Genomic DNA, 19,042 nt, shown 5'->3' on the forward strand with positions numbered 1-19,042 from the left:
CAAGTTGTTGTTCGAATTGCACGTTATAGCCCTTACTCAAGTCGTCTTTAATTCATTCGTAACGAGCGGGCATAAAAAAACCCGCTTACAAAGCGGGTTTCATCGAAATACGTTTCAAATACGCACAGATGCATCGCCCGCTAGCTCGGGAGATGCCACCACCACTGTACTGATTTTTGAATGTAGTTCGTTGTCATTATTGCTCTCAGTTTTATCTAAAATCTCACGCTGGAGAAGTTGTATAAGCTTTATGTCGCTAAATTAACTGATGGAAACTATTCCTGTCAACAGCTTTTTTCACCAAGTTAGCGAACGTTGTGTTTGAGAATTCTTGATTTTTGCCGTTGCCAGTCGCGCTCTTTAACCGTGTCACGCTTGTCGTGCGCCTTTTTACCTTTGGCTAGATGAATTTCAAGCTTAACCAAATGGCGCTTCCAGTACATTGCTGTAGCGACAATGGAATAACCCTCACGCTCACTGGCGCCGATTAACTTGTCTAACTCACGTTGCTTCAATAAAAGCTTACGCGTGCGCTCAGCGTCACAGACGACGTGAGATGAGGCGGAAATAAGCGGCTGAATTTGCGCACCTAGTAAGAAGGCCTCACCATTTCGGATAATGACATAAGTATCGGCAATATTGACCTTGCCGGCACGAATACTTTTGACCTCCCAGCCTTGTAATGAGAGGCCCGCTTCGAATTTATCTTCGAGGAAATACTCGTGTCGCGCCTTTTTGTTGAGCGCGATGGTATTTGAATTTGCTTTAGATTTAGATTTACTCATGGCGGCTATTATACGCATCCGTTTTAAAAAGAAAATTTGTTTATCGGGCAAACTTTAGAATGGATGATTCGCGACTTAAAGTACGGTATCATGCGGGCATTTTTAAGCCGCCAAGGAACCCATTATGCCAAGCATTGAGCGAAGCGCGTTAGTGCCCTACAGCGATGCGCAAATGTTTGCCCTAGTGAATGATGTTGAAAGCTATCCCGAGTTTGTGCCCGGTTGTCGTTCGGCTCAGGTCGTTGAACAAACCGCGACCAGCAAAGTTGCGCGCTTGGATATTAGTAAAGCTGGTGTGGGTAAATCGTTTACCACGCGCAATCAACTTGAGCACCCGTCGGCGATCGGTATGGAACTGGTCGATGGACCTTTTCGTTACCTGCGCGGCGGTTGGTATTTTGAGCCATTAAACGATCAAGCTTGCAAAATTGTGCTTAAATTAGAGTTTGAGTTTGCGAATCGCTTACTGGGGCTGGCTTTTGGGAATATTTTTAACGAAATGCAAAGTCGCATGGTCGATGCGTTTGTGAAACGTGCTGAACACGTTTATGGAACCGCTTAAATGAGCTTAGAGCACATTCAAATTGAGGTCGCCTACGCGACACCAGAGCGCCAACAGATTATTCCCTTGCGAGTAACCAAAGGCGCCACTGTGGCGGAATGTATTGCCCAGTCGAACATTACCCAGTACTTTCCCGAAATAGATTTGGACCAACAAAAAGTGGGTATCTGGAGTAAGGCTGCAAAGCTAGACCAGCAGCCACGCGAAGGTGACCGTATCGAGATTTACCGGCCGCTGATTGCTGATCCTAAAGCAATTCGCCGAAAACGCGCTGAGCGGGCAAAAGATGATGGTCGTGCAGACCCTGTGACTGGAGGTCGGCGCCGTGAGCAAACACGTTAAGCTTTATATTATTCGACATGGTGAGGCCTTACCCGCTCAAGCTTTGCAGGGCGATGCTATTCGCCCGTTGAGCCAACATGGCGAACAAGAAGTTATTATGAGTGGTCGTTGGCTAGCTCAGTACTTAGGTGAGCAGGGGGCAAAACAGCTCGATTGGTTGGTGGTAAGTCCCTATATCCGAGCGCGACAAACAGCATCGTTAATTGAGCGTCAGGTGAACGTTGCCGAACATGACGTTAATGATGGGATTACGCCTGATGGCCAAGCTGAGCAGGTTTGTGATTGGTTGCTTGCCGAGCTGCAACAGCGAGGCTCAAAAGTTGAACATGTTGCGATTGTTTCGCACATGCCATTTGTTAGCTACCTGGTTGCCGCGCTCGATAGCGCGATGGAGCCGATTTTATTTCCCACCGCCGGCATCGCAGAAATGCTAATAGAGCCAGAGCAGTGGCGTGGTAAGTTTGTTCGAATGGCCGTGGTTGAGCCCGACCAATAGTGGAGAAATTTGTGGAATCACCGATTCAAGAATTAAAAACGGTAGACGATTATTGGCGTTATGGAGTGACGCAACTGCAGCAGGCAGAAGTGTTTTTCGGGCACGGCACCGATAATGCGGCAACCGAAACGCTCGTATTACTCGCCCATGTATTGCATTTAGACTTAACCCAGCTCGAGGAGTTTCGTCGAACCGCACTCACAATGGCAGAGCGTCAGGCCTTCGTTGAGCTTTTACAGCGCCGAGTAGAACAGCGAATTCCTGCGCCATATCTCATCGGTGAGGCTTGGTTTGCAGGCCTACCGTTCAAAGTAGATGAACGAGTTCTGGTACCACGGTCGCCTATTGCCGAGTTGATTGAGCAAGAGTTTCAGCCATGGCTAACCGAAGCGCCGCAGCATATTCTTGATTTGTGTACGGGCAGCGGCTGTATCGCGATTGCCTGTGCCTACGCATTTCCCGAAGCAGAGGTTGATGCGCTCGATATTTCGACCGATGCGTTGGCTGTTGCCGAAGAAAATATTGCGTTTCACCAACTTGACCACCGCGTGTTTCCGATGCAATCGGATCTTTACAACGCAGTGAAAGGTCAGCGTTACGACTTGATCGTGACTAACCCTCCTTATGTTGACGCTGAAGATATGGCTGACTTACCGGCCGAGTTTCACCACGAGCCCGAGCTAGGGCTAGCTGCTGGCGCGGATGGCCTAGACTTAGTCCGCACCATTTTGCGCGAGGCACCAGAGCATTTAACCGAGCAGGGCATTCTTATTTGTGAAGTGGGCAACTCCATGGTTCACCTTGCCGAGTTGTTTCCCGAAGTTCCCTTTACCTGGCTCTCTTTCGAACGTGGCGGAGATGGCGTATTCTTACTGACACGACATGAACTGCTTGAACATCAAAGCAAATTTTAGGAAGCGCTATGCCAGGAAATAGTTTCGGAGACTTGTTTCGGGTGACCACCTTCGGCGAAAGCCATGGCCCTGCCATTGGTGCTATTGTGGATGGTTGTCCTGCTGGCTTGCAGTTGTCTGCAGAAGACTTACAAGGTGAACTGGACCGTCGTAAACCGGGCCAAAGTCGGTATACCACCGCCCGCCGTGAAGCGGATGAGGTGAAGATTCTGTCTGGGGTATTCGAAGGGGTCACCACTGGCGCACCTATTGGTTTGCTGATTGAAAATACCGATCAACGCAGTAAAGACTACTCGGACATTAAAGACCTGTTTCGCCCGGGGCATGCGGACTACACCTATCACCATAAATATGGCATCCGTGATTACCGCGGCGGCGGTCGCTCGTCGGCGCGTGAGACTGCCATGCGAGTGGCTGCTGGTGCGATTGCGAAGAAGCTGCTTGCCGAGCAATTTGGCGTGGTTTTCCATGCTGGTGTGGTGCAGATTGGTCCGCATCAAACCACGCCGGCTAGCGCATCCTTTGACTGGCAGCAAGTTCAGCAAAACCCACTGTTTTGTCCTGATGCAGGGATGGCGGAAGCAGCAGGCGAGTACTTGCGTGACCTGTTAAAGCAAGGCGACTCTGTGGGTGCTCGGGTGCGGTTAGAAGTTACCGGTGTGCCTGTGGGGCTCGGAGAGCCGGTGTTTGATCGCTTCGATGCCGATCTAGCAAAAGCACTGATGAGCATAAACGCGGTCAAGGCCGTGAGTATGGGCGATGGCTTTGCCGTGGCCGCTCAGCTCGGTAGTGAACATCGCGATGAAATCAGTACCACTGAAGGCTTTATGAGCAACCATGCCGGCGGCGTGCTCGGCGGCATCAGTAGCGGTCAGACGGTTATTGCGGAAGTTGCCTTTAAGCCCACTTCAAGTATTACTAAACCAGGCCAAACCATTGATACGTTAGGGCAGGCACAAACCGTTGTGACCCGCGGTCGGCATGACCCTTGTGTCGGCATTCGCGGCGTACCTATTGTGGAAGCCATGGCGGCTTTAGTGATTGTTGATCACTGGTTACGCCAACGGGCACAGAATCCTGATGTTATGAAGTGATAGTTATGGCTCAAGCTGATTATCAACGCTTAATTACGATTTTCGACGACTGTTTTTACGCCAATTACCGCACTCGGTTGGTTGCCGGTGATGATGAGCCACTTTATCGTCCGGCGGCCACGTCCGATGAAGACCACCAGATTATCTTTGCCCATGGCTTTTTCGCTTCGGCGCTGCATGAAATTGCTCATTGGTGTATTGCCGGTGAAAAAAGGCGACAACTCGAAGATTATGGCTACTGGTATGAACCCGATGGCCGCGATGCCCAACAACAAGCAGAGTTCGAGCAGATGGAACGTAAGCCTCAAGCGCTGGAAATGCTGTTTTCGTTGTGTGCGGGCGTTCCCTTTCAAGTTAGCGTCGATAATTTGCATGGCGCTGAGGTCGATCGCGAGGCATTTACCGCCGCCGTGCACGAACAACTGATAACGTATTTGTCCCAGGGCTTGCCCGCACGTGCAGAGTGCTTTGCACGTGCTCTGGCAACAGCCTACAAGCAACCCTGGCCAGAAGTTAAACAACTACTTAACTACCAAGGTGCTGCATGAACAAGTTTCACATCGGGCTCGTTGTCAATCCACTGGCAGGGCTAGGCGGAAGCGTCGCTTTAAAAGGCAGTGATGGTGCTGAAACTGCAGCGCTGGCGCAACAACTTGGTGCGGAAGCGAAAGCGCCCCAGCGTGTGGCTCAGGCATTGGAACAACTCAAAGAATTGTCAGCACAGATTAAGATCTCAACGGGTGCAGGCCTGTTGGGCGCCGCCAGCTGCGAACTCGCCGATTTACCCTGTGAAGTTATCTATCAGGGGCAAACCCCATCGACAGCGGAAGATACCAAAACTCTGGCGCAACGGCTGATTGACGAAGCTGGTGTTGATTTACTGGTGTTCGCCGGCGGTGATGGCACCGCCCGGGATATTTACGCGGTTTGCCCCGAGCAACAACCGGTTCTTGGAATACCTGCCGGTGTGAAAATCCATTCTGGTGTCTATGCGGTGAGCCCCCGCGCGGCGGGCAAGGTTATCGTACAAATGGTAAGTGGTGAGCTGACCACGGTCACCCACGCCGATGTTATGGACATTGATGAGGCTGCATTTCGGCAGGGCACAGTGCGGGCAAAGCGCTTTGGTGAACTGTTAGTGCCGGCCGAGCTGCGCTACGTGCAAGCGGTAAAAATGGGCGGCAAAGAAAGCGATGAACTCGTGCTGGCCGATATCGCAGCTGAGGTGATCGAGAACATGGAAGATGATGTGCTTTACATCATGGGCTCAGGTTCAACGGTCGCCGCGATTATGGAAGATCTACAGTTGCCCAATACCTTGCTTGGCGTCGATGTCGTTAAAAATGGTGAGCTAATAGCGCAAGATGTTACCGCGCGGCAGTTGGAGCAGTGGGTCATTACAGAGCAACAACCCGCAGTTATTGTGGTCACCGTGATTGGCGGGCAGGGGCATTTGTTCGGCCGTGGTAACCAGCAGTTAAGCGCGCAGTTACTCGCTCATCTGGGCAAAGATGCGATTCGTGTGGTTGCCAGTAAGCGTAAACTTCAGCAATTGGCTGGTCGGCCGTTACTGGTGGATACCGGCGATCATCAGGTGGATGACGCGCTAAGCGGCGTGATCCGAGTGATCACCGGTTATCATGATGAGGTGTTTGTGCAGATTGCTGCGCCCTAAGCTGCGGCGAGTTAAAACTGTGAAGGCGGCAAATAGACAGTGATGCCGTCGAGTTCTTCAGTCATTTCAATCTGACAACTTAAGCGGCTATTGTCCTGCGGCTCAATCGCCATATCGAGCATATCTTCTTCGCGTTCTGAGGCCGACGGTAGCTTATCCTGCCAGTCTTCGGCAACGTAGCAATGGCAGGTTGCACATGACATCACACCACCACACTCACCAAGAATTCCGTCAATCATATTATCGACAGCGCCTTCCATAAGGCTTTGTCCTACTGGTATGTCCGCTTCATATTGGCCACCATCTTTATCGATAAAAATAGCTTTCGGCATCCTTTAACTCCTTAATTACAGCTCAAACTGAGCGATCGAGATGATTCTAATTTAATCAGGTATTCTACCATAGGTAAGTGAGGCATTTGCGCGCGAATTCAGGTAAAATAGCGCGATTTTTTAACTGCAACCTAAGCTACGAGCCAGGAGTGGGGAACGCGAATGCAGGCGTTGTTAGAAAAACTTTTTCAAATAAAAGCACAGGGAAGTTCGGTAAAAGCTGAGGTGATCGGCGGTATCACAACTTTCCTGACCATGGCCTACATTATTTTCGTCAACCCATCGATTCTCAGCCAGGCGGGAATGGATTACGGTGCGGTGTTTGTGGCGACCTGTTTGGCTGCCGCCATCGGCTGTTTAATCATGGGCTTATGGGCGAACTATCCGGTGGCACTTGCGCCCGGAATGGGGCTCAATGCTTTCTTCACCTACAGTGTTGTACTCGGCATGGGATACGAGTGGCAGGCGGCACTGGGGGCAGTGTTCTTTTCAGGTATTCTGTTTTTCGTATTGTCGGCGCTAAAGATCCGCGCATGGATCATCAATTCGATTCCGGTGACGCTAAGGCTTGCGATAGCCGCGGGAATTGGCGCCTTTCTGGCGCTCATTGGTCTGCAAAACGCCAATATCATTGTCGGCCACGATGCGACCCTGGTGACTTTAGGTGACCTGCATCAAGTTCCGGTGCTATTGGCTGGCTTAGGTTTCTTCCTGATCATCGGGCTCGTTGCGCGCAAGGTTCAGGGCGCTGCACTTATTAGTATTTTGTTTATCACTCTACTGGGTTGGTTGTTGGGCGATGTCACCTATGAGGGGATTGTCGCAATGCCGCCGAGTTTGGCGCCGACCTTTATGCAACTTGATATTGCCGGGGCCTTTGATGTAGCGATGTTAAGCGTCATTTTCGCGTTTTTGTTCGTTGACCTGTTTGACACGTCGGGCACCCTGATGGCCGTGGCGCAACGGGCGGGCATGACTGATGCGAAAGGCAAGCTGCCACGATTAGAAAAAGCGCTGATGGCAGACAGCACTGCCTCAGTTGCGGGCTCGATGTTGGGTACCTCGACGACCACGAGTTATATTGAATCAGCATCGGGTGTCGCCTCAGGTGGTAAAACCGGACTCACCGCTGTTATCGTCGGCGTGTTGTTCATCTTAGCTATCTTTTTCGCCCCACTTGCGGGCATGGTGCCAGCCTATGCTACGGCTGGCGCAATTATTTATGTATCGGTGTTAATGTTATTTACGTTACGTTCGGTAGACTGGGACGATGTCACCGAGGCCGCACCTGTTGCGGTGGTATTGTTAATGACACCTTTGACGTATTCAATTGCTGACGGTATCGCGTTAGGCTTTATCAGTTATGTGGTGGTGAAAGCCCTGGGGGGGCGTTACCACGAACTAAACTGGAGTGTCGCTATACTGGCTGCATTATTCATCGCAAAATTTATCTGGTTGGGGTAATTGATCATGGGATGGCATGAAAATCGCGAATTTTTCGTATCTTGGGAAGAACTGCATCGGGCGACGAAAGAACTCGCGCGTCGGCAATTGCCCGCTGAGCAGTGGCGGGGTGTTATCGGAGTCAGTCGCGGAGGCTTGGTACCTGCGGCAATCGTCGCACGGGAACTGAACCTGCGGGTGGTCGAAAGTGTTTGTGTAAGCTCGTACGATCATGACAGTCAGCGCGACAGCGTGACCCTGTTAAAAGACGTCAGCTGCACCGAAGACGGTGAAGGTTTCCTAGTCATCGATGACTTGGTCGATACCGGCAATACCCTGAAGTTTTTGCGTCAACGCTTACCCAAAGCGAAATTCATTACCGTCTATGCAAAACCGGCCGGTATGGATTTAGTCGATGATTACGTTGCCGATCTTGAGCAGGAAACCTGGATCCACTTCCCGTGGGACATGCACTTGCATTACGTTGAGCCGCTGGCAGGGCAGGAAAGCTGACCACAAAGAAGCTATAAAGAGTGATGTGAACTTGGAAAAGGAGTAGAAATGAAGTTATGAAAAGTCTTTTTGCGTTAATTTTGATTTTGATGACTGCCTCTGCTTCTGCGAGTAATAAGTTTTCTTCTTATTGTAATGTCTTTATCGGGACAGCTTGCTTTGGAATGAAGTCGGGCGACGAGTACAAATATACTTCTCAAGTGGACTTTAGCATTTACGAAATAAAACTCAGTAGCCGAGATAAAATCAATATTTACTCGGGGTATCACCCTGCTTCTTTTGATTATGCAGGAGCTTATTTTTCAAAAGAAACTGTTAATGGTTACTTAGTTTCAGCGTTGAAAATTGATAACCAACATCATCGAATTTTGATTGAGTCAATGGACAAGAGAGTTCCGTCCGTTGACATTAACATTTCAATATTCTCTGGTGATAAAAGATTGATAACCGAGTTTATTAAAAGTTTTAGAAGCTGCACCATTACACAATTAGAAGCCGCCTGTAAGGATGATATTTTGCTCCAAAGCGTAGTACTCTAGTGTTAATACCGCTTATTATTACAATGCTGTGGTCGATGTGTTGTGGCAGGCTTCAGGGGCAAACGGTAATAATGCAACTTGTGATGCAAGCAGTGTCTATTCGACGCATAAAACTCGCTTTAGTTACGACAACGTTGGAAATGTCCGCCAGCAAAGCTTCCCAGATGCCACACCGACGCGCCATTACACCTTTGATGCACAAGGGCAATTGACACAACTCACTGCCGGCAATGCGGTGTGGTCCTATGGGTATAACACCTTGGGCTTGCTAGAGAGTGAGCAACTGAGCATTGATGGTCTGCAGTTTCTGACCGACTATGGCTACAATACCGCAGGACACCGGGTGTCGACTATTTATCCGTCGGGCCGTGTCGTGGGCTATGCCCCGAACGCGTATGGCGAGCCAACGCAAGCGGGGAGTTATGCCACCAATGCCAGTTACTACGCCAACGGCATTGTGCGTGGCTACGATACAGCGAACTGGCTGACGCTGTGGCACCCCCCCCCCTCTGGCAGGATAGTTGACACTACTTAAAAACAACCAGTGGGGGACCTGTCCCGCGAACGCGTTTCGGCAGAATCAGATGACCTCACGCGAAACAAGGGCTTGGCCTTTGAACGCGCGGCGGTTGCTTGCGTATTATTTACGGTCGTGCAAAGCCTTTTGGACGGTCTGCAACGCTTCGGTAATTGCGACTTTGGTTTTCTCACCACTACGGCGGTTTTTGTATTCGACGGCTTGCTCGTCGAGGTTACGTTCGCCGATAACGATTTGATGGGGGATGCCGATCAACTCCATGTCGGCAAACATAACGCCAGGGCGTTCTTTGCGATCGTCGAACAGAACATCGATACCAGCTGCTTTAAGCTCAGCGTAAAGTTGTTCTGCGGTTTCCTGAACGCGTACCGATTTATGCATGTTCATAGGTACAATGGCGACCTGGAATGGCGCGAGAGCTTCTGGCCAAGTAATGCCGTATTTATCGTGGTTTTGTTCGATAGCAGCTGCGACGATGCGCGATACACCAATGCCATAACAGCCCATCATCAGGGTTTCATGTTTGCCAGTTTCGGTGAGCACGCCAACTTTCATGGCATCTGAGTATTTCTTACCGAGCTGGAAGATGTGGCCGACTTCGATACCGCGTTTAATTTGCAAGGTACCCTTGCCGCATGGGCTAGGATCGCCTTCAACAACATTACGCAGGTCCGCAACCTGTGGCAGCGCGACGTCACGTTCCCAGTTGATATTGAAAAAATGATAGCCGTCTTCGTTGGCTCCCGCGCTGAAATCAGCCATGACCGCAACGCTGCGGTCGACAATCAGGTCCATGGGTAGGTCTACGGGACCAAGTGAGCCTGGGCCAGCGCCGATAGCCTGGCGAATCTCTTCTTCGCTCGCAAACACTATAGGACTGGCGACTTGCTCCAGCTTAGCGGCTTTAATGTCGTTTAAGCTGTGATCGCCGCGGACCATTAAAGCAACCAGCTTGCCTTCTTCGCTGCCGTGAACGATGAGAGTTTTTACCGTTTGCGTGATCGGTAATTTAAACTGCTCAACTAAGGCATCGATGGTTTTAGCATTTGGCGTTGCGACTTTTTCCATGGTCGCGGTGGGCGCAGGGCGCTCCTGAGCCGGTGCGACAGCTTCGGCCAGCTCCACGTTAGCTGCGTAATCTGAACTATCAGAAAAGGCGATGTCGTCTTCACCAGACGCGGCCAACACATGAAACTCGTGTGAGGTACTGCCACCAATTGAGCCGGTATCTGCGATAACCGGGCGGAAGTCCAGCCCTAAGCGCTCGAATATGCGGCAATACGCCCCATGCATGGCTTCGTAAGTCGCTTGCAGACTATTCTGATCGAGGTGAAACGAGTACGCATCCTTCATGATGAATTCGCGCGAGCGCATCACGCCAAAGCGTGGCCGAATTTCATCACGGAATTTGGTTTGGATTTGAAACAAGTTCAGCGGCAACTGCTTATAACTGTTTATTTCTTTACGTACCAGCTCAGAAATAACCTCTTCATGAGTCGGGCCTAAGACGAAATCACGTTGGTTGCGATCGTGCAGACGCAACAATTCAGGACCATAGTCTTCCCAGCGTCCGGATTCTTCCCATAAGTCGGCAGGTTGGACCATAGGCATCAGGATCTCTAATGCACCGGTATTTTCCATCTCTTCGCGAACCACTGCTTCAACTTTACGCAGCACACGCAGACCGCTTGGTGTCCAAGTATAGAGTCCAGCAGCTACTTTTCGGATCATGCCGGCGCGCAGCATAAGTTGATGGCTGATGACTTCTGCATCAGCTGGCGTTTCTTTTAAAGTACCTAAAAGATAGTGACTGGTACGCATGATTTCCGATAGTCCTTGTACGAATAATTAGATATGGATCAAATTCTATCAGTAGCAGCAGCTAGTCAAAAGGCTTTACTGATGTTTATCACATGATTTTGGTTATTTTCGACGCGCCATTGCACGTTGAGATCATAAAGTCGCACGCCATAGAGTTTATTTGATGGTTTTAGCTGTTGATACGCGGGGCGGGGATCACCTTGCAAAACCTGGGTGATAAGTAACTCAAGTTGCGGATAAGTTGCGGCGAGTTGCTGTAAGCTTTGTCGCGCTGCGGACGTGAAAATGACGGGCATGGCCGCTGCCGGCGGTTCCTGTGCAAAGCCAGCCTGTGCCTCAGGAATCGCATCGGCGTAGGGAACGTAGGGTTTGATGTCGACGACGGGCGTGCCATTGACCCAATCACCGCCTTCAACATGCAACAAGGTCTGTTCGGCCTGCTGCTCGATATCAAGCAGTTTGACCACGGACATGCCAATGCCATTAGGACGAAAAGTGGAACGTGTGGCAAACACACCGAGTTTCTGGTTACCACCGAGGCGAGGCGGCCGTACCAGTGGCTGCCAGCCTTGTTCCAGGTTGTGATGGAATAAGAACAACACCCAAATATGACTAAACTGAGCAAGGCCGCGGGTAGTTTCAGAGCCGGCATAGCTGCCATCAAGCACGACCGTGGCTTTCGCTGCAGTGACGAGGCCGGGTTGTCGGGGCACGGCAAACTTTTCGGAGTAGGGGGAACGGATCTCCCCAATGGGCTCGATGGAATAGATCATGGAATGTCATCATTAGGAATTATTAGTGAATTTCAACATAAAATTGTGGTTTTAGCGAATGAGAGCTTTACGCTACCGTTGAAGATGTTAAGTAAGCTGTTGATAGTTATACATTATGTATTTTTGGCACGTAACCTGCATAGTTAAATCGCATCAGTAAATTATCCGCAGGAGAAAGAAGATGACACGGCAGCAAACAGTTTGGTTTTCGGCGCTTTTTTTAATAGCCTCAGTAACGGGCTTAAGTTTACCCTTTGCAACGACCGCGAATGCCCATGAGCGGACCATCGATGCGACCTACAACGTAACCAGCGCGACCGAGTTAAGCATTGAGTCCGGCGTTGGTACTGTAACCTTTGAACGTCATGAAGGCTCAACTTTAGAGGTCGAATTACAAATTTCAGAAAGTGATGTGTCTTTCTTTGACGACGCAAACATCGAACAGGTTGAGCTGGTTGCCAAGCAAACAGGCAATCGCTTAGATCTTCGTGTGCCAGAGCAAGATAATATTCAACTTGACTGGTTGATTCGGTTACCACAAATTGCTGCTATCGACCTCGAACTAGGCGTTGGCGAAATTAGTGGTCGTCTGGATGCCGCAGATATGGATGTCGAGCTTGGCGTCGGTGCCATTGAGCTTGAAATTGTAGGCGATATCGCAGATGTGAAAACAGATGTAGGCATCGGTGATGTCAAAATTTCTGGGGGAGACTCCAGCAGCAATGAGCGTTACTTTATCAGTGCCTCGGGTGAAGCGAAGGGTCAAGGTCGAGCACGATTAAATATGGATGTCGGGATCGGCGAAATCCGAATTGAAATAAAAGAATAAAAGAAACAAAACGACCAAACGCTGACAATAGAGTGAGCGTTTGGTCGTTAAACAATTAAATTAAATATTTTTCTAATTTATCGCCTTGGGCAAGGGCCTCTTTTAATGCATTAGGCATACGACCTTGGCCAGTCCACGTGATGCGTTGACCGTTAGCGCCAATAATTGCGTACTTAGGCGGTTTAGGTGCACGTTTACGTTGCTTTTTCGTGTTAGGTAACGGCCCATCGACAAGGTCATTGACGCCAATACCCGCATCATCCATTGCTTTTCTTAATTCTTGGATCTTTTTTTGTTTTTCGGCTTCCTGTTGCTTAAGTTCCGCTTCCTCTTCGCGACGGTCGTCAATGACTTTTGTTAATTTACGTTGAACTATTTCTAATTCATTTATAGATAATTCCTTTACCGCAGCTTTGAGACGGCGTCCGTGCGTCAGAATATCTAAAAAGTCACTCATTGATGAATTCCAATTATTTATGAAAGGGGTGTTTATTAAATAAAAATAAAAAGCGGACGGCAAGCTTATTTTTCCGTCCGCTATCACTTACATATTCGGATAATTAGGTCCACCTGTCCCTTCAGGTGTTACCCAGGTAATATTTTGGCTAGGGTCTTTAATATCGCAAGTTTTACAATGAATGCAGTTTTGTGCATTGATCTTAAATACGGCTTGGCCTTCTTCTTCAACCACCTCATAAACTCCGGCAGGGCAGTAACGTTGAGCAGGTTCAGCGAACTCAGGAAGATTTACCGTAAGCGGAATTTCTTGGTCTTTTAATTGTAAGTGACAAGGTTGATCTTCGGCGTGATTGGTATTTGATAAATACACTGACGATAAGCGATCAAACGTTAATTGATTATCCGGTTTCGGGTAATCAATAGGCTGGTAGCTTGATGCCTTACCGGTGCAGCTAAAGTCCGCATTTTCATCTTTAATGGTGAAGGGTAATTTGCCGCCAAACCAGTTTTGATCGAGCGTGTTATAGGCGCCGCCGAACCAAGTACCAAATTTATGCACTGCTGGGCCAAAATTACGTGAACGGTATAGCTCGTCATAGAGCCATGAGTTCTTGTAACGATCGATAAACTGCGTAAGTTCGGTTTGCGACTCGCCGGCACTAATCGCTTCGAATAACGATTCTGCGGCCAGCATGCCTGATTTCATAGCTGTGTGGTTACCCTTGATTTTGGCAAAATTCAAGGTGCCTGCATTACAACCTACCAATACGCCGCCTGGCATGGTCATTTTAGGTAACGAGTAAAAACCGCCTTTAGTGATGGCTCGTGCACCATAGGTAACGCGCTTACCTTGCTTAAGAACTTTGGCGATTTCAGGGTGTGTTTTGAAGCGCTGAAACTCTTGGAACGGATTCAGGTAGGGGTTACCATAGTTAAGATCCACAATCAGGCCAACGTAAACTTGGCCATCTTCGGCGTGATACAGATACCCACCACCACTTGCGTCTTTCGTCAACGGCCAGCCGGTGCTGTGCACCACAAGGCCTTCTTGGTGTTGCTCTGCTGGCACATCCCAAATTTCTTTAAAACCAATCGCATAATGCTGCGGTGAGCTGTCATCGGCTAGTTTAAACTGTTCTTGTAAGCGCTTACCAAGATGACCCCGACAACCCTCAGCGAAAACGGTATATTTGGCACGTAGCTCCATACCTGGCTCATAACTGTCTTTCTTTTCGCCGTCGGCGGAGATACCCATATCACCGGTAATAATGCCAGCCACTTTGTTGTCTTCAATAATTACATCGGCTGCTGGAAAGCCCGGAAATATTTCAACGCCCATACTCTCGGCTTGCTCAGCGAGCCAGCGACAAACATTACCCATACTGGTGATATAATTGCCGTGGTTATGGAACGTCTTAGGCACCATAAAGTTTGGCAGACGACGGCTCGACTCGGCGTTGTTGAAGTAAAAAATATGGTCTTCTTTGACCGCAGTTTTCAACGGCGCGCCACGCTCTTTCCAATCTGGGAATAGCTCGTCTAACGCGCGGGTTTCGAACACGGCGCCAGAGAGAATATGCGCCCCCACTTCGGAGCCTTTTTCCACCACGCAGATCATCAGTTCCTGCTCTTGTTCTTGAGCTTGCTGTGCTAAACGACATGCGGTTGCTAACCCTGCTGGGCCTGCGCCGACAATGACGACATCAAATTCCATACTTTCGCGTTGCATATTGGACTCCTGTTTAAACACTTGCGGACCTCACTGATTCAGCTTAATTGGCTGCTGTAAAAGAGGGGCCAAATCTTGTGCGGATTGTGGTCGTGCCAAATAATGTCCTTGCACCAACACACAATTACGCTGTAATAGAAAATCAGCTTGTTGTTGTTCCTCAACAGCGACGGCAATAACTTGTAGGCGCAAGTTTTGCGCAATTTTTATTATGCTTTCAACTAATTCTGTCGTAATCGCTTCATGCGGTATTTCAGCGATAAGCTCTGGTGCAATTTTTAACACATGAGGGCGACAGTAGCGAATGGCTTCTAACAAGCAATTACTCACACCAGTGATAGTAATACAAATTTGCATACCAAGCTTTTTCAATTGCTCGACGGTCAATTTGTGGCTTTTACAAAGCTGCAAGTATACGTCTTCGTTAAATTCTAATTGAATCTGCTCCGCCGACAATTGAAAACGCTTTTGATAGTGACGAATTAATTCTGGTAGCTCAGGCATAGTCAACTGTCTAAGTGACAAATTTAAACAAAGTTTTAAGTTTTTATCATAGTCACTTTGCCAGTTGGCTAACTGTAAGAACGAGCTTTTAATAATAAACTCAGTGAGCGAAAAAATTAATCCTGTTTGCTCCATCAATTCAAGAAACTCTTTGGGCTCAACCGATTCACCTGAGGGTGTACGCCAGCGAAGTAGGCCTTCTACGGCAACTGTTCTGGCTTCGCGTAAATGAACGATAGGCTGATAGTGCAAGCCTATTTGATCGGTTTCTAAAGCTTCTCTAAGTTGTTGAATGCGTTGGTTACGAGATCGACGCTGATGAAGGTGCTCAGGCTGATAGAACTCAATACCGAAATAGCCTTGTTGCTTCGCACGATATACCGCACAGTCGCCATTATAGAGTAGGGTCTCGACGTCGTAACCTGACTCTTCTGCGTAAGCGATACCGATGGATACAGAGCAGTAAATTTCGTGCTGCTCAATAAAGAGTTGCGGGGTGATGCTATGCCGAATACTTTCAGCCAAGGCATAGGTTGTTTGGGCATCGCTTTTTGCCGCGATAACCACGAAACAATCAGTACTGACCCGCGCAATAAACGCGCCGGCAGGTAATGCTTTTTGAATTCGTAGTGAGAGTCTTTTAATGATCTCATCGCCCATCGGGTGGCCAAGTGCATGGTTGAGTTCATCAAAAGCGTCAATGCAGGTGACAAAAATCGTAAAGTCACTCGTTTGTTGGCGAGCGGTTTCCATTTTAACTTCGAGGTAATGCTGCAAGCCGTTACGATTAGGAAGTTCGGTCAAGGCATCGTTATTCGACAAAAACAGTAATCGGTCTTCCGCTGAATGCATTATTTTTAACTGCTTTGTGGCCTGTTGGATAAGCTGCTGGCTTGAGTTTAGGCGCTGTTGCAGTTGTTGTGAACGCCAGCCTAAAAGCAAGCCACCTAGGGTCAAAAGACTTCCCACGGAAACGACAACTGCAAAACTCGCTGAGTGCATGTCAGTTAGCTTTTCTGATGTTGGCCAAAGATCCATTCGCCATTGATTCGACGAGAACTCAAGCGGCCGTTGAATGGACCATGCGTCACGTAATTCATCACTTCCGGCAAAGCGATAGACAGGGGCGCCATCAAGGCTTACTTCAACTTGATAGCCTTCGTTAATTTCATTACGAATAAAGCTGTCAAAAAGGCGTTTAATGTCAACCACTAACACCAAGTACTGCGGGCCTTGATGGCCGTCGAAACTAATAGCTAAGACAATATCTTCTGGGGTCTCGGAGAACGCTCCGGCGAGCGCACTCTGTGCGTGGGGGAAGTCCGTATTAGCCTTAAGCTTTGCTGCAATGGGGGTGTTGCTGAATTGCGCTTGAGTGAGCGGCGGGGCTTGCCGCGCAGCACGTTCGAAATTGGTTTCATAATACTCATCGAGCACAAGAATGCGTTGCAGCGAGGGATAGTAGAGAAATAGAGCCATCGCCTCGTCAGCCAACAGATTTAGTGCCTGTTGGCCACTACGGCTGAGATCACGTGCGGTCCATTCTGTCGCAAATGCGTAGTTGCGCAGCACTTGGCGAAACTGGTATTCGAGTTGCCGTGTGTCTTCGCTTAGACGCTCATTAATGGCTTGCCGTTCAGAATGTAAAACAATTTGCCCAAAGAGCACTGTCAGGACGATGCCCGCTAGGGCAATAATGCTAAGTTTTTGCACTAACCGCCATCGTCCGTTCATCACTACTTGAGCTCTTCTCGATCAGCAAATTCAGCCAATGCTTCAGGGTTTGCTAGGGCGTCGGTATTTTTAACCGTTTCACCATGAATTACTTGGCGCACGGCCAGCTCAACGATTTTGCCGCTAATGGTTCGCGGAATGTCATTGACTTGGGCAATCACCGCTGGCACGTGCCGCGGTGTTGCGTTGGCTCGAATGGTTTTACGTATGGTTTGAATTAAGTCGTCATCAAGTGTAACGCCTTCTCGCAACCGAACGAACAATACAACACGCTCGTCGTCTTGCCATTGTTGGCCAACCGCAATACTTTCGAGTACCGCGTCAACCTTTTCGACTTGTCGATAGATTTCTGCAGTTCCGATGCGTACGCCGCCCGGATTTAACACCGCATCAGAGCGACCATAGATTATCACGCCATCATGTTCCGTGAGCTCGGCATAGTCGCCGTGCGCCCAGGTGTTGCTGAAACGGGCAAAGTAGGCATTGAAATAACGCTCACCGTCAGCGTCATTCCAGAAGCCGATGGGCATACATGGAAAGCTGTTGCGGCATACCAGTTCGCCTTTCTGATTTTGCACCGGATGACCGTTGTCGTTATACACTTGAACATCAAGCCCAAGCCCCCGACATTGTAACTCACCGCGATAAACCGGCAGAATAGGGCAGCCTAAGGCAAAGCACGAGACAATGTCGGTGCCTCCGGAAATTGAAGACAAGCAGACGTCAGCTTTGATATCACGGTACACATAGTCAAAGCTCTCAGGGGCCAATACCGATCCAGTTGTTAATATGCTGCGTAAAGCGCTCAATTGATGGCTTTGCCGCGGCTGACATTCAGCTTTTTCTAATGCCGACAAGTATTTTGCACTGGTACCAAATACGCTGATCTGCTCTTGATCAACGATGTCCCACAATATTTGCGGGGCTGGGTAGAAAGGTGAGCCGTCAAACAATACCAACGTGGCTCCTTGTGCCAGCCCAGAAACTAACCAGTTCCACATCATCCAGCCACAGGTGGTGAAGTAGAAGAACACGTCGTCGCGCTTTAAGTCGGTGTGCAGAGCATGTTCTTTTAGATGCTGTAAAAGCGTTCCCCCGACACCGTGTACGATACATTTGGGTACGCCGGTTGTTCCTGAACTAAACATAATATAGAGCGGGTCGTTAAAAGCCATTGGCTCGAACTCTAACGGCGCACTTGGTGCGTGCTCGGCGACCCAATCGTGCCAGCTTATGTGGTCTTGGGTTTGTGCTTGTGGTGCCTTCGCAAACTCAACCATGAGATAGGTTTCGACGGTGGTAAGTTGAGCCCGTATTGCAGCTGTCTTCTCGCTGATATCAAGGCATTTACCGTTATAGAAATAGCCGTCTACGGTGATGAACACCTTAGGTTCGATTTGACCAAAGCGATCAAGTACTCCTTGCACACCGAAGTCTGGAGAGCATGACGACCAAATGGCACCTAAACTGGTGGTTGCTAACATTGCAATAATGGTTTCACTGCAATTTGGCATCATCGCGGCAACGCGGTCGCCTTTACTCACACCACGTTGCTTTAACTGATAAGCAACGGCGGCAACCTGACGGTGTAATTCGCGATAACTTAGGGCTTGACGGCTACCGTCTTCGCCACGAAAAACGATGGCGATGCGCTCATCATTAAAACGTAATAAATTTTCGGCAAAGTTTAATTGCGCTGCCGGAAACCATTGCGCGCCGGGCATTTGGTCTGCGCCGTTCACCGTGGTTTCTCCGGGCGTGCCAATTACCTCGCAATAGTCCCACAGGTAGCGCCAAAAATCGGCACTTTGCTCGATAGACCATTGATGCAATTCAGAGTAGTCGGTGAGGCCTAAACCAAACTCTTGGTTTACCCGTTGCCGAAAATCAGTGATACGGGCATCAGCGATTGTCGCTGCAGATGGTTGCCACATCATTTTTGTCGTCATTTTTGGGCTCC

20 protein-coding genes and 1 other annotated feature are annotated in these 19,042 nt (G+C 49.1%); of the genes, 12 read left to right on the plus strand and 8 right to left on the minus strand.

The genetic code is table 11. From position 1 onward, the window contains the following. Nucleotides 1–71 precede the first annotated feature (71 nt). Nucleotides 72–167, minus strand: a sequence feature (Trp leader region). Between the two features lie 138 nt (nucleotides 168–305). Further along, the gene (smpB, locus tag PSI9734_RS01685; RefSeq protein WP_173919375.1) at nucleotides 306–785 is read right to left on the minus strand and encodes an SsrA-binding protein SmpB; all 480 of its coding nucleotides are present in this window, start codon (nucleotides 783–785) and stop codon (nucleotides 306–308) included. A gap of 124 nt (nucleotides 786–909) precedes the next feature. Here smpB and PSI9734_RS01690 point away from each other — a divergent pair, with 124 nt between their 5' ends. The 7 genes from PSI9734_RS01690 to PSI9734_RS01720 are packed head-to-tail and all read left to right on the plus strand — an operon-like array spanning nucleotide 910 to nucleotide 5,868. After that, nucleotides 910–1,347 carry a type II toxin-antitoxin system RatA family toxin gene (locus PSI9734_RS01690; protein WP_173919376.1) on the plus strand — a complete coding sequence of 146 codons (438 nt, stop codon included), beginning with the start codon at nucleotides 910–912 and terminating at the stop codon, nucleotides 1,345–1,347. Next, complete coding sequence (locus PSI9734_RS01695; RefSeq protein ID WP_173919377.1) at nucleotides 1,348–1,689, plus strand: RnfH family protein; 342 nt, start codon at nucleotides 1,348–1,350, stop codon at nucleotides 1,687–1,689. Beyond that, nucleotides 1,673–2,185, plus strand: coding sequence for a phosphohistidine phosphatase SixA (gene sixA, locus PSI9734_RS01700; protein WP_173919378.1), 513 nt, complete (start codon nucleotides 1,673–1,675; stop codon nucleotides 2,183–2,185). The genes PSI9734_RS01695 and sixA overlap by 17 nt, the downstream gene beginning before the upstream one ends. An 11-nt stretch (nucleotides 2,186–2,196) precedes the next feature. Beyond that, nucleotides 2,197–3,099, plus strand: coding sequence for a 50S ribosomal protein L3 N(5)-glutamine methyltransferase (prmB, locus tag PSI9734_RS01705; protein ID WP_425500042.1), 903 nt, complete (start codon nucleotides 2,197–2,199; stop codon nucleotides 3,097–3,099). A gap of 8 nt (nucleotides 3,100–3,107) precedes the next feature. Then, the gene (gene aroC / locus PSI9734_RS01710) at nucleotides 3,108–4,193 is read left to right on the plus strand and encodes a chorismate synthase (RefSeq protein ID WP_173919380.1); all 1,086 of its coding nucleotides are present in this window, start codon (nucleotides 3,108–3,110) and stop codon (nucleotides 4,191–4,193) included. A gap of 5 nt (nucleotides 4,194–4,198) precedes the next feature. Next, complete coding sequence (locus PSI9734_RS01715; RefSeq protein ID WP_173919381.1) at nucleotides 4,199–4,741, plus strand: elongation factor P hydroxylase; 543 nt, start codon at nucleotides 4,199–4,201, stop codon at nucleotides 4,739–4,741. Then, nucleotides 4,738–5,868 carry an ATP-NAD kinase family protein gene (locus PSI9734_RS01720; protein WP_173919382.1) on the plus strand — a complete coding sequence of 377 codons (1,131 nt, stop codon included), beginning with the start codon at nucleotides 4,738–4,740 and terminating at the stop codon, nucleotides 5,866–5,868. Before PSI9734_RS01715 ends, PSI9734_RS01720 begins: the two co-directional genes overlap by 4 nt. Before the next feature lie 11 nt (nucleotides 5,869–5,879). Here PSI9734_RS01720 and PSI9734_RS01725 read toward each other — a convergent pair whose 3' ends face one another. After that, nucleotides 5,880–6,200: a 2Fe-2S iron-sulfur cluster-binding protein gene (locus PSI9734_RS01725; RefSeq protein WP_173919384.1), complete on the minus strand. Its 321-nt coding sequence runs from the start codon at nucleotides 6,198–6,200 to the stop codon at nucleotides 5,880–5,882. 171 nt (nucleotides 6,201–6,371) lie between these two features. On the opposite strand from PSI9734_RS01725, the gene PSI9734_RS01730 reads away from it, so the two are divergent. Genes PSI9734_RS01730 through PSI9734_RS01745 form a run of 4 tightly spaced genes read left to right on the plus strand, consistent with a single transcriptional unit; the run spans nucleotide 6,372 to nucleotide 9,230 of the window. Then, nucleotides 6,372–7,664, plus strand: a complete 1,293-nt coding sequence (locus PSI9734_RS01730; protein WP_281351431.1) for an NCS2 family permease — start codon at nucleotides 6,372–6,374, stop codon at nucleotides 7,662–7,664. Nucleotides 7,665–7,670: 6 nt separating this feature from the next. Further along, nucleotides 7,671–8,156 carry a xanthine phosphoribosyltransferase gene (gene gpt, locus PSI9734_RS01735; protein ID WP_173919386.1) on the plus strand — a complete coding sequence of 162 codons (486 nt, stop codon included), beginning with the start codon at nucleotides 7,671–7,673 and terminating at the stop codon, nucleotides 8,154–8,156. A 56-nt stretch (nucleotides 8,157–8,212) separates the two neighbouring features. Continuing rightward, complete coding sequence (locus PSI9734_RS01740; RefSeq protein WP_173919387.1) at nucleotides 8,213–8,695, plus strand: hypothetical protein; 483 nt, start codon at nucleotides 8,213–8,215, stop codon at nucleotides 8,693–8,695. 40 nt (nucleotides 8,696–8,735) lie between these two features. Further along, complete coding sequence (locus tag PSI9734_RS01745; RefSeq protein ID WP_173919388.1) at nucleotides 8,736–9,230, plus strand: hypothetical protein; 495 nt, start codon at nucleotides 8,736–8,738, stop codon at nucleotides 9,228–9,230. Between the two features lie 105 nt (nucleotides 9,231–9,335). Here the strand turns inward: PSI9734_RS01745 and PSI9734_RS01750 are convergent, their stop codons facing one another. Further along, entirely contained in the window at nucleotides 9,336–11,054 is a 1,719-nt protein-coding gene (locus PSI9734_RS01750; protein ID WP_173919389.1) for a proline--tRNA ligase, read from the minus strand. 65 nt (nucleotides 11,055–11,119) lie between these two features. Further along, complete coding sequence (gene tsaA, locus PSI9734_RS01755; protein WP_173919390.1) at nucleotides 11,120–11,827, minus strand: tRNA (N6-threonylcarbamoyladenosine(37)-N6)-methyltransferase TrmO; 708 nt, start codon at nucleotides 11,825–11,827, stop codon at nucleotides 11,120–11,122. A gap of 181 nt (nucleotides 11,828–12,008) precedes the next feature. On the opposite strand from tsaA, the gene PSI9734_RS01760 reads away from it, so the two are divergent. Further along, nucleotides 12,009–12,656 (plus strand): hypothetical protein, encoded by a 648-nt coding sequence (locus PSI9734_RS01760; protein WP_173919391.1) that lies wholly within the window; start codon nucleotides 12,009–12,011, stop codon nucleotides 12,654–12,656. 55 nt (nucleotides 12,657–12,711) lie between these two features. Here the strand turns inward: PSI9734_RS01760 and PSI9734_RS01765 are convergent, their stop codons facing one another. The 4 genes from PSI9734_RS01765 to PSI9734_RS01780 form a co-directional block, all read right to left on the minus strand. Beyond that, nucleotides 12,712–13,113, minus strand: coding sequence for an H-NS family histone-like protein (locus tag PSI9734_RS01765; RefSeq protein WP_173919392.1), 402 nt, complete (start codon nucleotides 13,111–13,113; stop codon nucleotides 12,712–12,714). 87 nt (nucleotides 13,114–13,200) lie between these two features. Next, a complete protein-coding gene (locus PSI9734_RS01770; RefSeq protein WP_173919393.1) occupies nucleotides 13,201–14,844 on the minus strand; it encodes an electron transfer flavoprotein-ubiquinone oxidoreductase in 1,644 nt (547 codons plus the stop codon). 30 nt (nucleotides 14,845–14,874) lie between these two features. After that, nucleotides 14,875–17,082: a putative bifunctional diguanylate cyclase/phosphodiesterase gene (locus PSI9734_RS01775; RefSeq protein WP_173919394.1), complete on the minus strand. Its 2,208-nt coding sequence runs from the start codon at nucleotides 17,080–17,082 to the stop codon at nucleotides 14,875–14,877. A 2-nt stretch (nucleotides 17,083–17,084) separates the two neighbouring features. Further along, nucleotides 17,085–19,031 (minus strand): acetoacetate--CoA ligase, encoded by a 1,947-nt coding sequence (locus PSI9734_RS01780; protein ID WP_173919395.1) that lies wholly within the window; start codon nucleotides 19,029–19,031, stop codon nucleotides 17,085–17,087. Nucleotides 19,032–19,042: the final 11 nt, after the last annotated feature.

This window comes from Pseudidiomarina piscicola, assembly GCF_902806985.1.
GTDB lineage: Bacteria > Pseudomonadota > Gammaproteobacteria > Enterobacterales > Alteromonadaceae > Pseudidiomarina > Pseudidiomarina piscicola.

Bases quoted from the DNA above. Each gene is read 5' to 3' on its own strand.
- smpB (WP_173919375.1), bottom strand. From the start codon at position 785: ATGAGTAAATCTAAATCTAAAGCAAATTCAAATACCATCGCGCTCAAC.
- PSI9734_RS01690 (WP_173919376.1), top strand. From the start codon at position 910: ATGCCAAGCATTGAGCGAAGCGCGTTAGTGCCCTACAGCGATGCGCAA.
- PSI9734_RS01695 (WP_173919377.1), top strand. From the start codon at position 1,348: ATGAGCTTAGAGCACATTCAAATTGAGGTCGCCTACGCGACACCAGAG.
- aroC (WP_173919380.1), top strand. From the start codon at position 3,108: ATGCCAGGAAATAGTTTCGGAGACTTGTTTCGGGTGACCACCTTCGGC.
- PSI9734_RS01715 (WP_173919381.1), top strand. From the start codon at position 4,199: ATGGCTCAAGCTGATTATCAACGCTTAATTACGATTTTCGACGACTGT.
- PSI9734_RS01720 (WP_173919382.1), top strand. From the start codon at position 4,738: ATGAACAAGTTTCACATCGGGCTCGTTGTCAATCCACTGGCAGGGCTA.
- PSI9734_RS01725 (WP_173919384.1), bottom strand. From the start codon at position 6,200: ATGCCGAAAGCTATTTTTATCGATAAAGATGGTGGCCAATATGAAGCG.
- gpt (WP_173919386.1), top strand. From the start codon at position 7,671: ATGGGATGGCATGAAAATCGCGAATTTTTCGTATCTTGGGAAGAACTG.
- PSI9734_RS01740 (WP_173919387.1), top strand. From the start codon at position 8,213: ATGAAAAGTCTTTTTGCGTTAATTTTGATTTTGATGACTGCCTCTGCT.
- PSI9734_RS01750 (WP_173919389.1), bottom strand. From the start codon at position 11,054: ATGCGTACCAGTCACTATCTTTTAGGTACTTTAAAAGAAACGCCAGCT.
- tsaA (WP_173919390.1), bottom strand. From the start codon at position 11,827: ATGATCTATTCCATCGAGCCCATTGGGGAGATCCGTTCCCCCTACTCC.
- PSI9734_RS01760 (WP_173919391.1), top strand. From the start codon at position 12,009: ATGACACGGCAGCAAACAGTTTGGTTTTCGGCGCTTTTTTTAATAGCC.
- PSI9734_RS01765 (WP_173919392.1), bottom strand. From the start codon at position 13,113: ATGAGTGACTTTTTAGATATTCTGACGCACGGACGCCGTCTCAAAGCT.
- PSI9734_RS01770 (WP_173919393.1), bottom strand. From the start codon at position 14,844: ATGCAACGCGAAAGTATGGAATTTGATGTCGTCATTGTCGGCGCAGGC.
- PSI9734_RS01775 (WP_173919394.1), bottom strand. From the start codon at position 17,082: ATGAACGGACGATGGCGGTTAGTGCAAAAACTTAGCATTATTGCCCTA.
- PSI9734_RS01780 (WP_173919395.1), bottom strand. From the start codon at position 19,031: ATGACGACAAAAATGATGTGGCAACCATCTGCAGCGACAATCGCTGAT.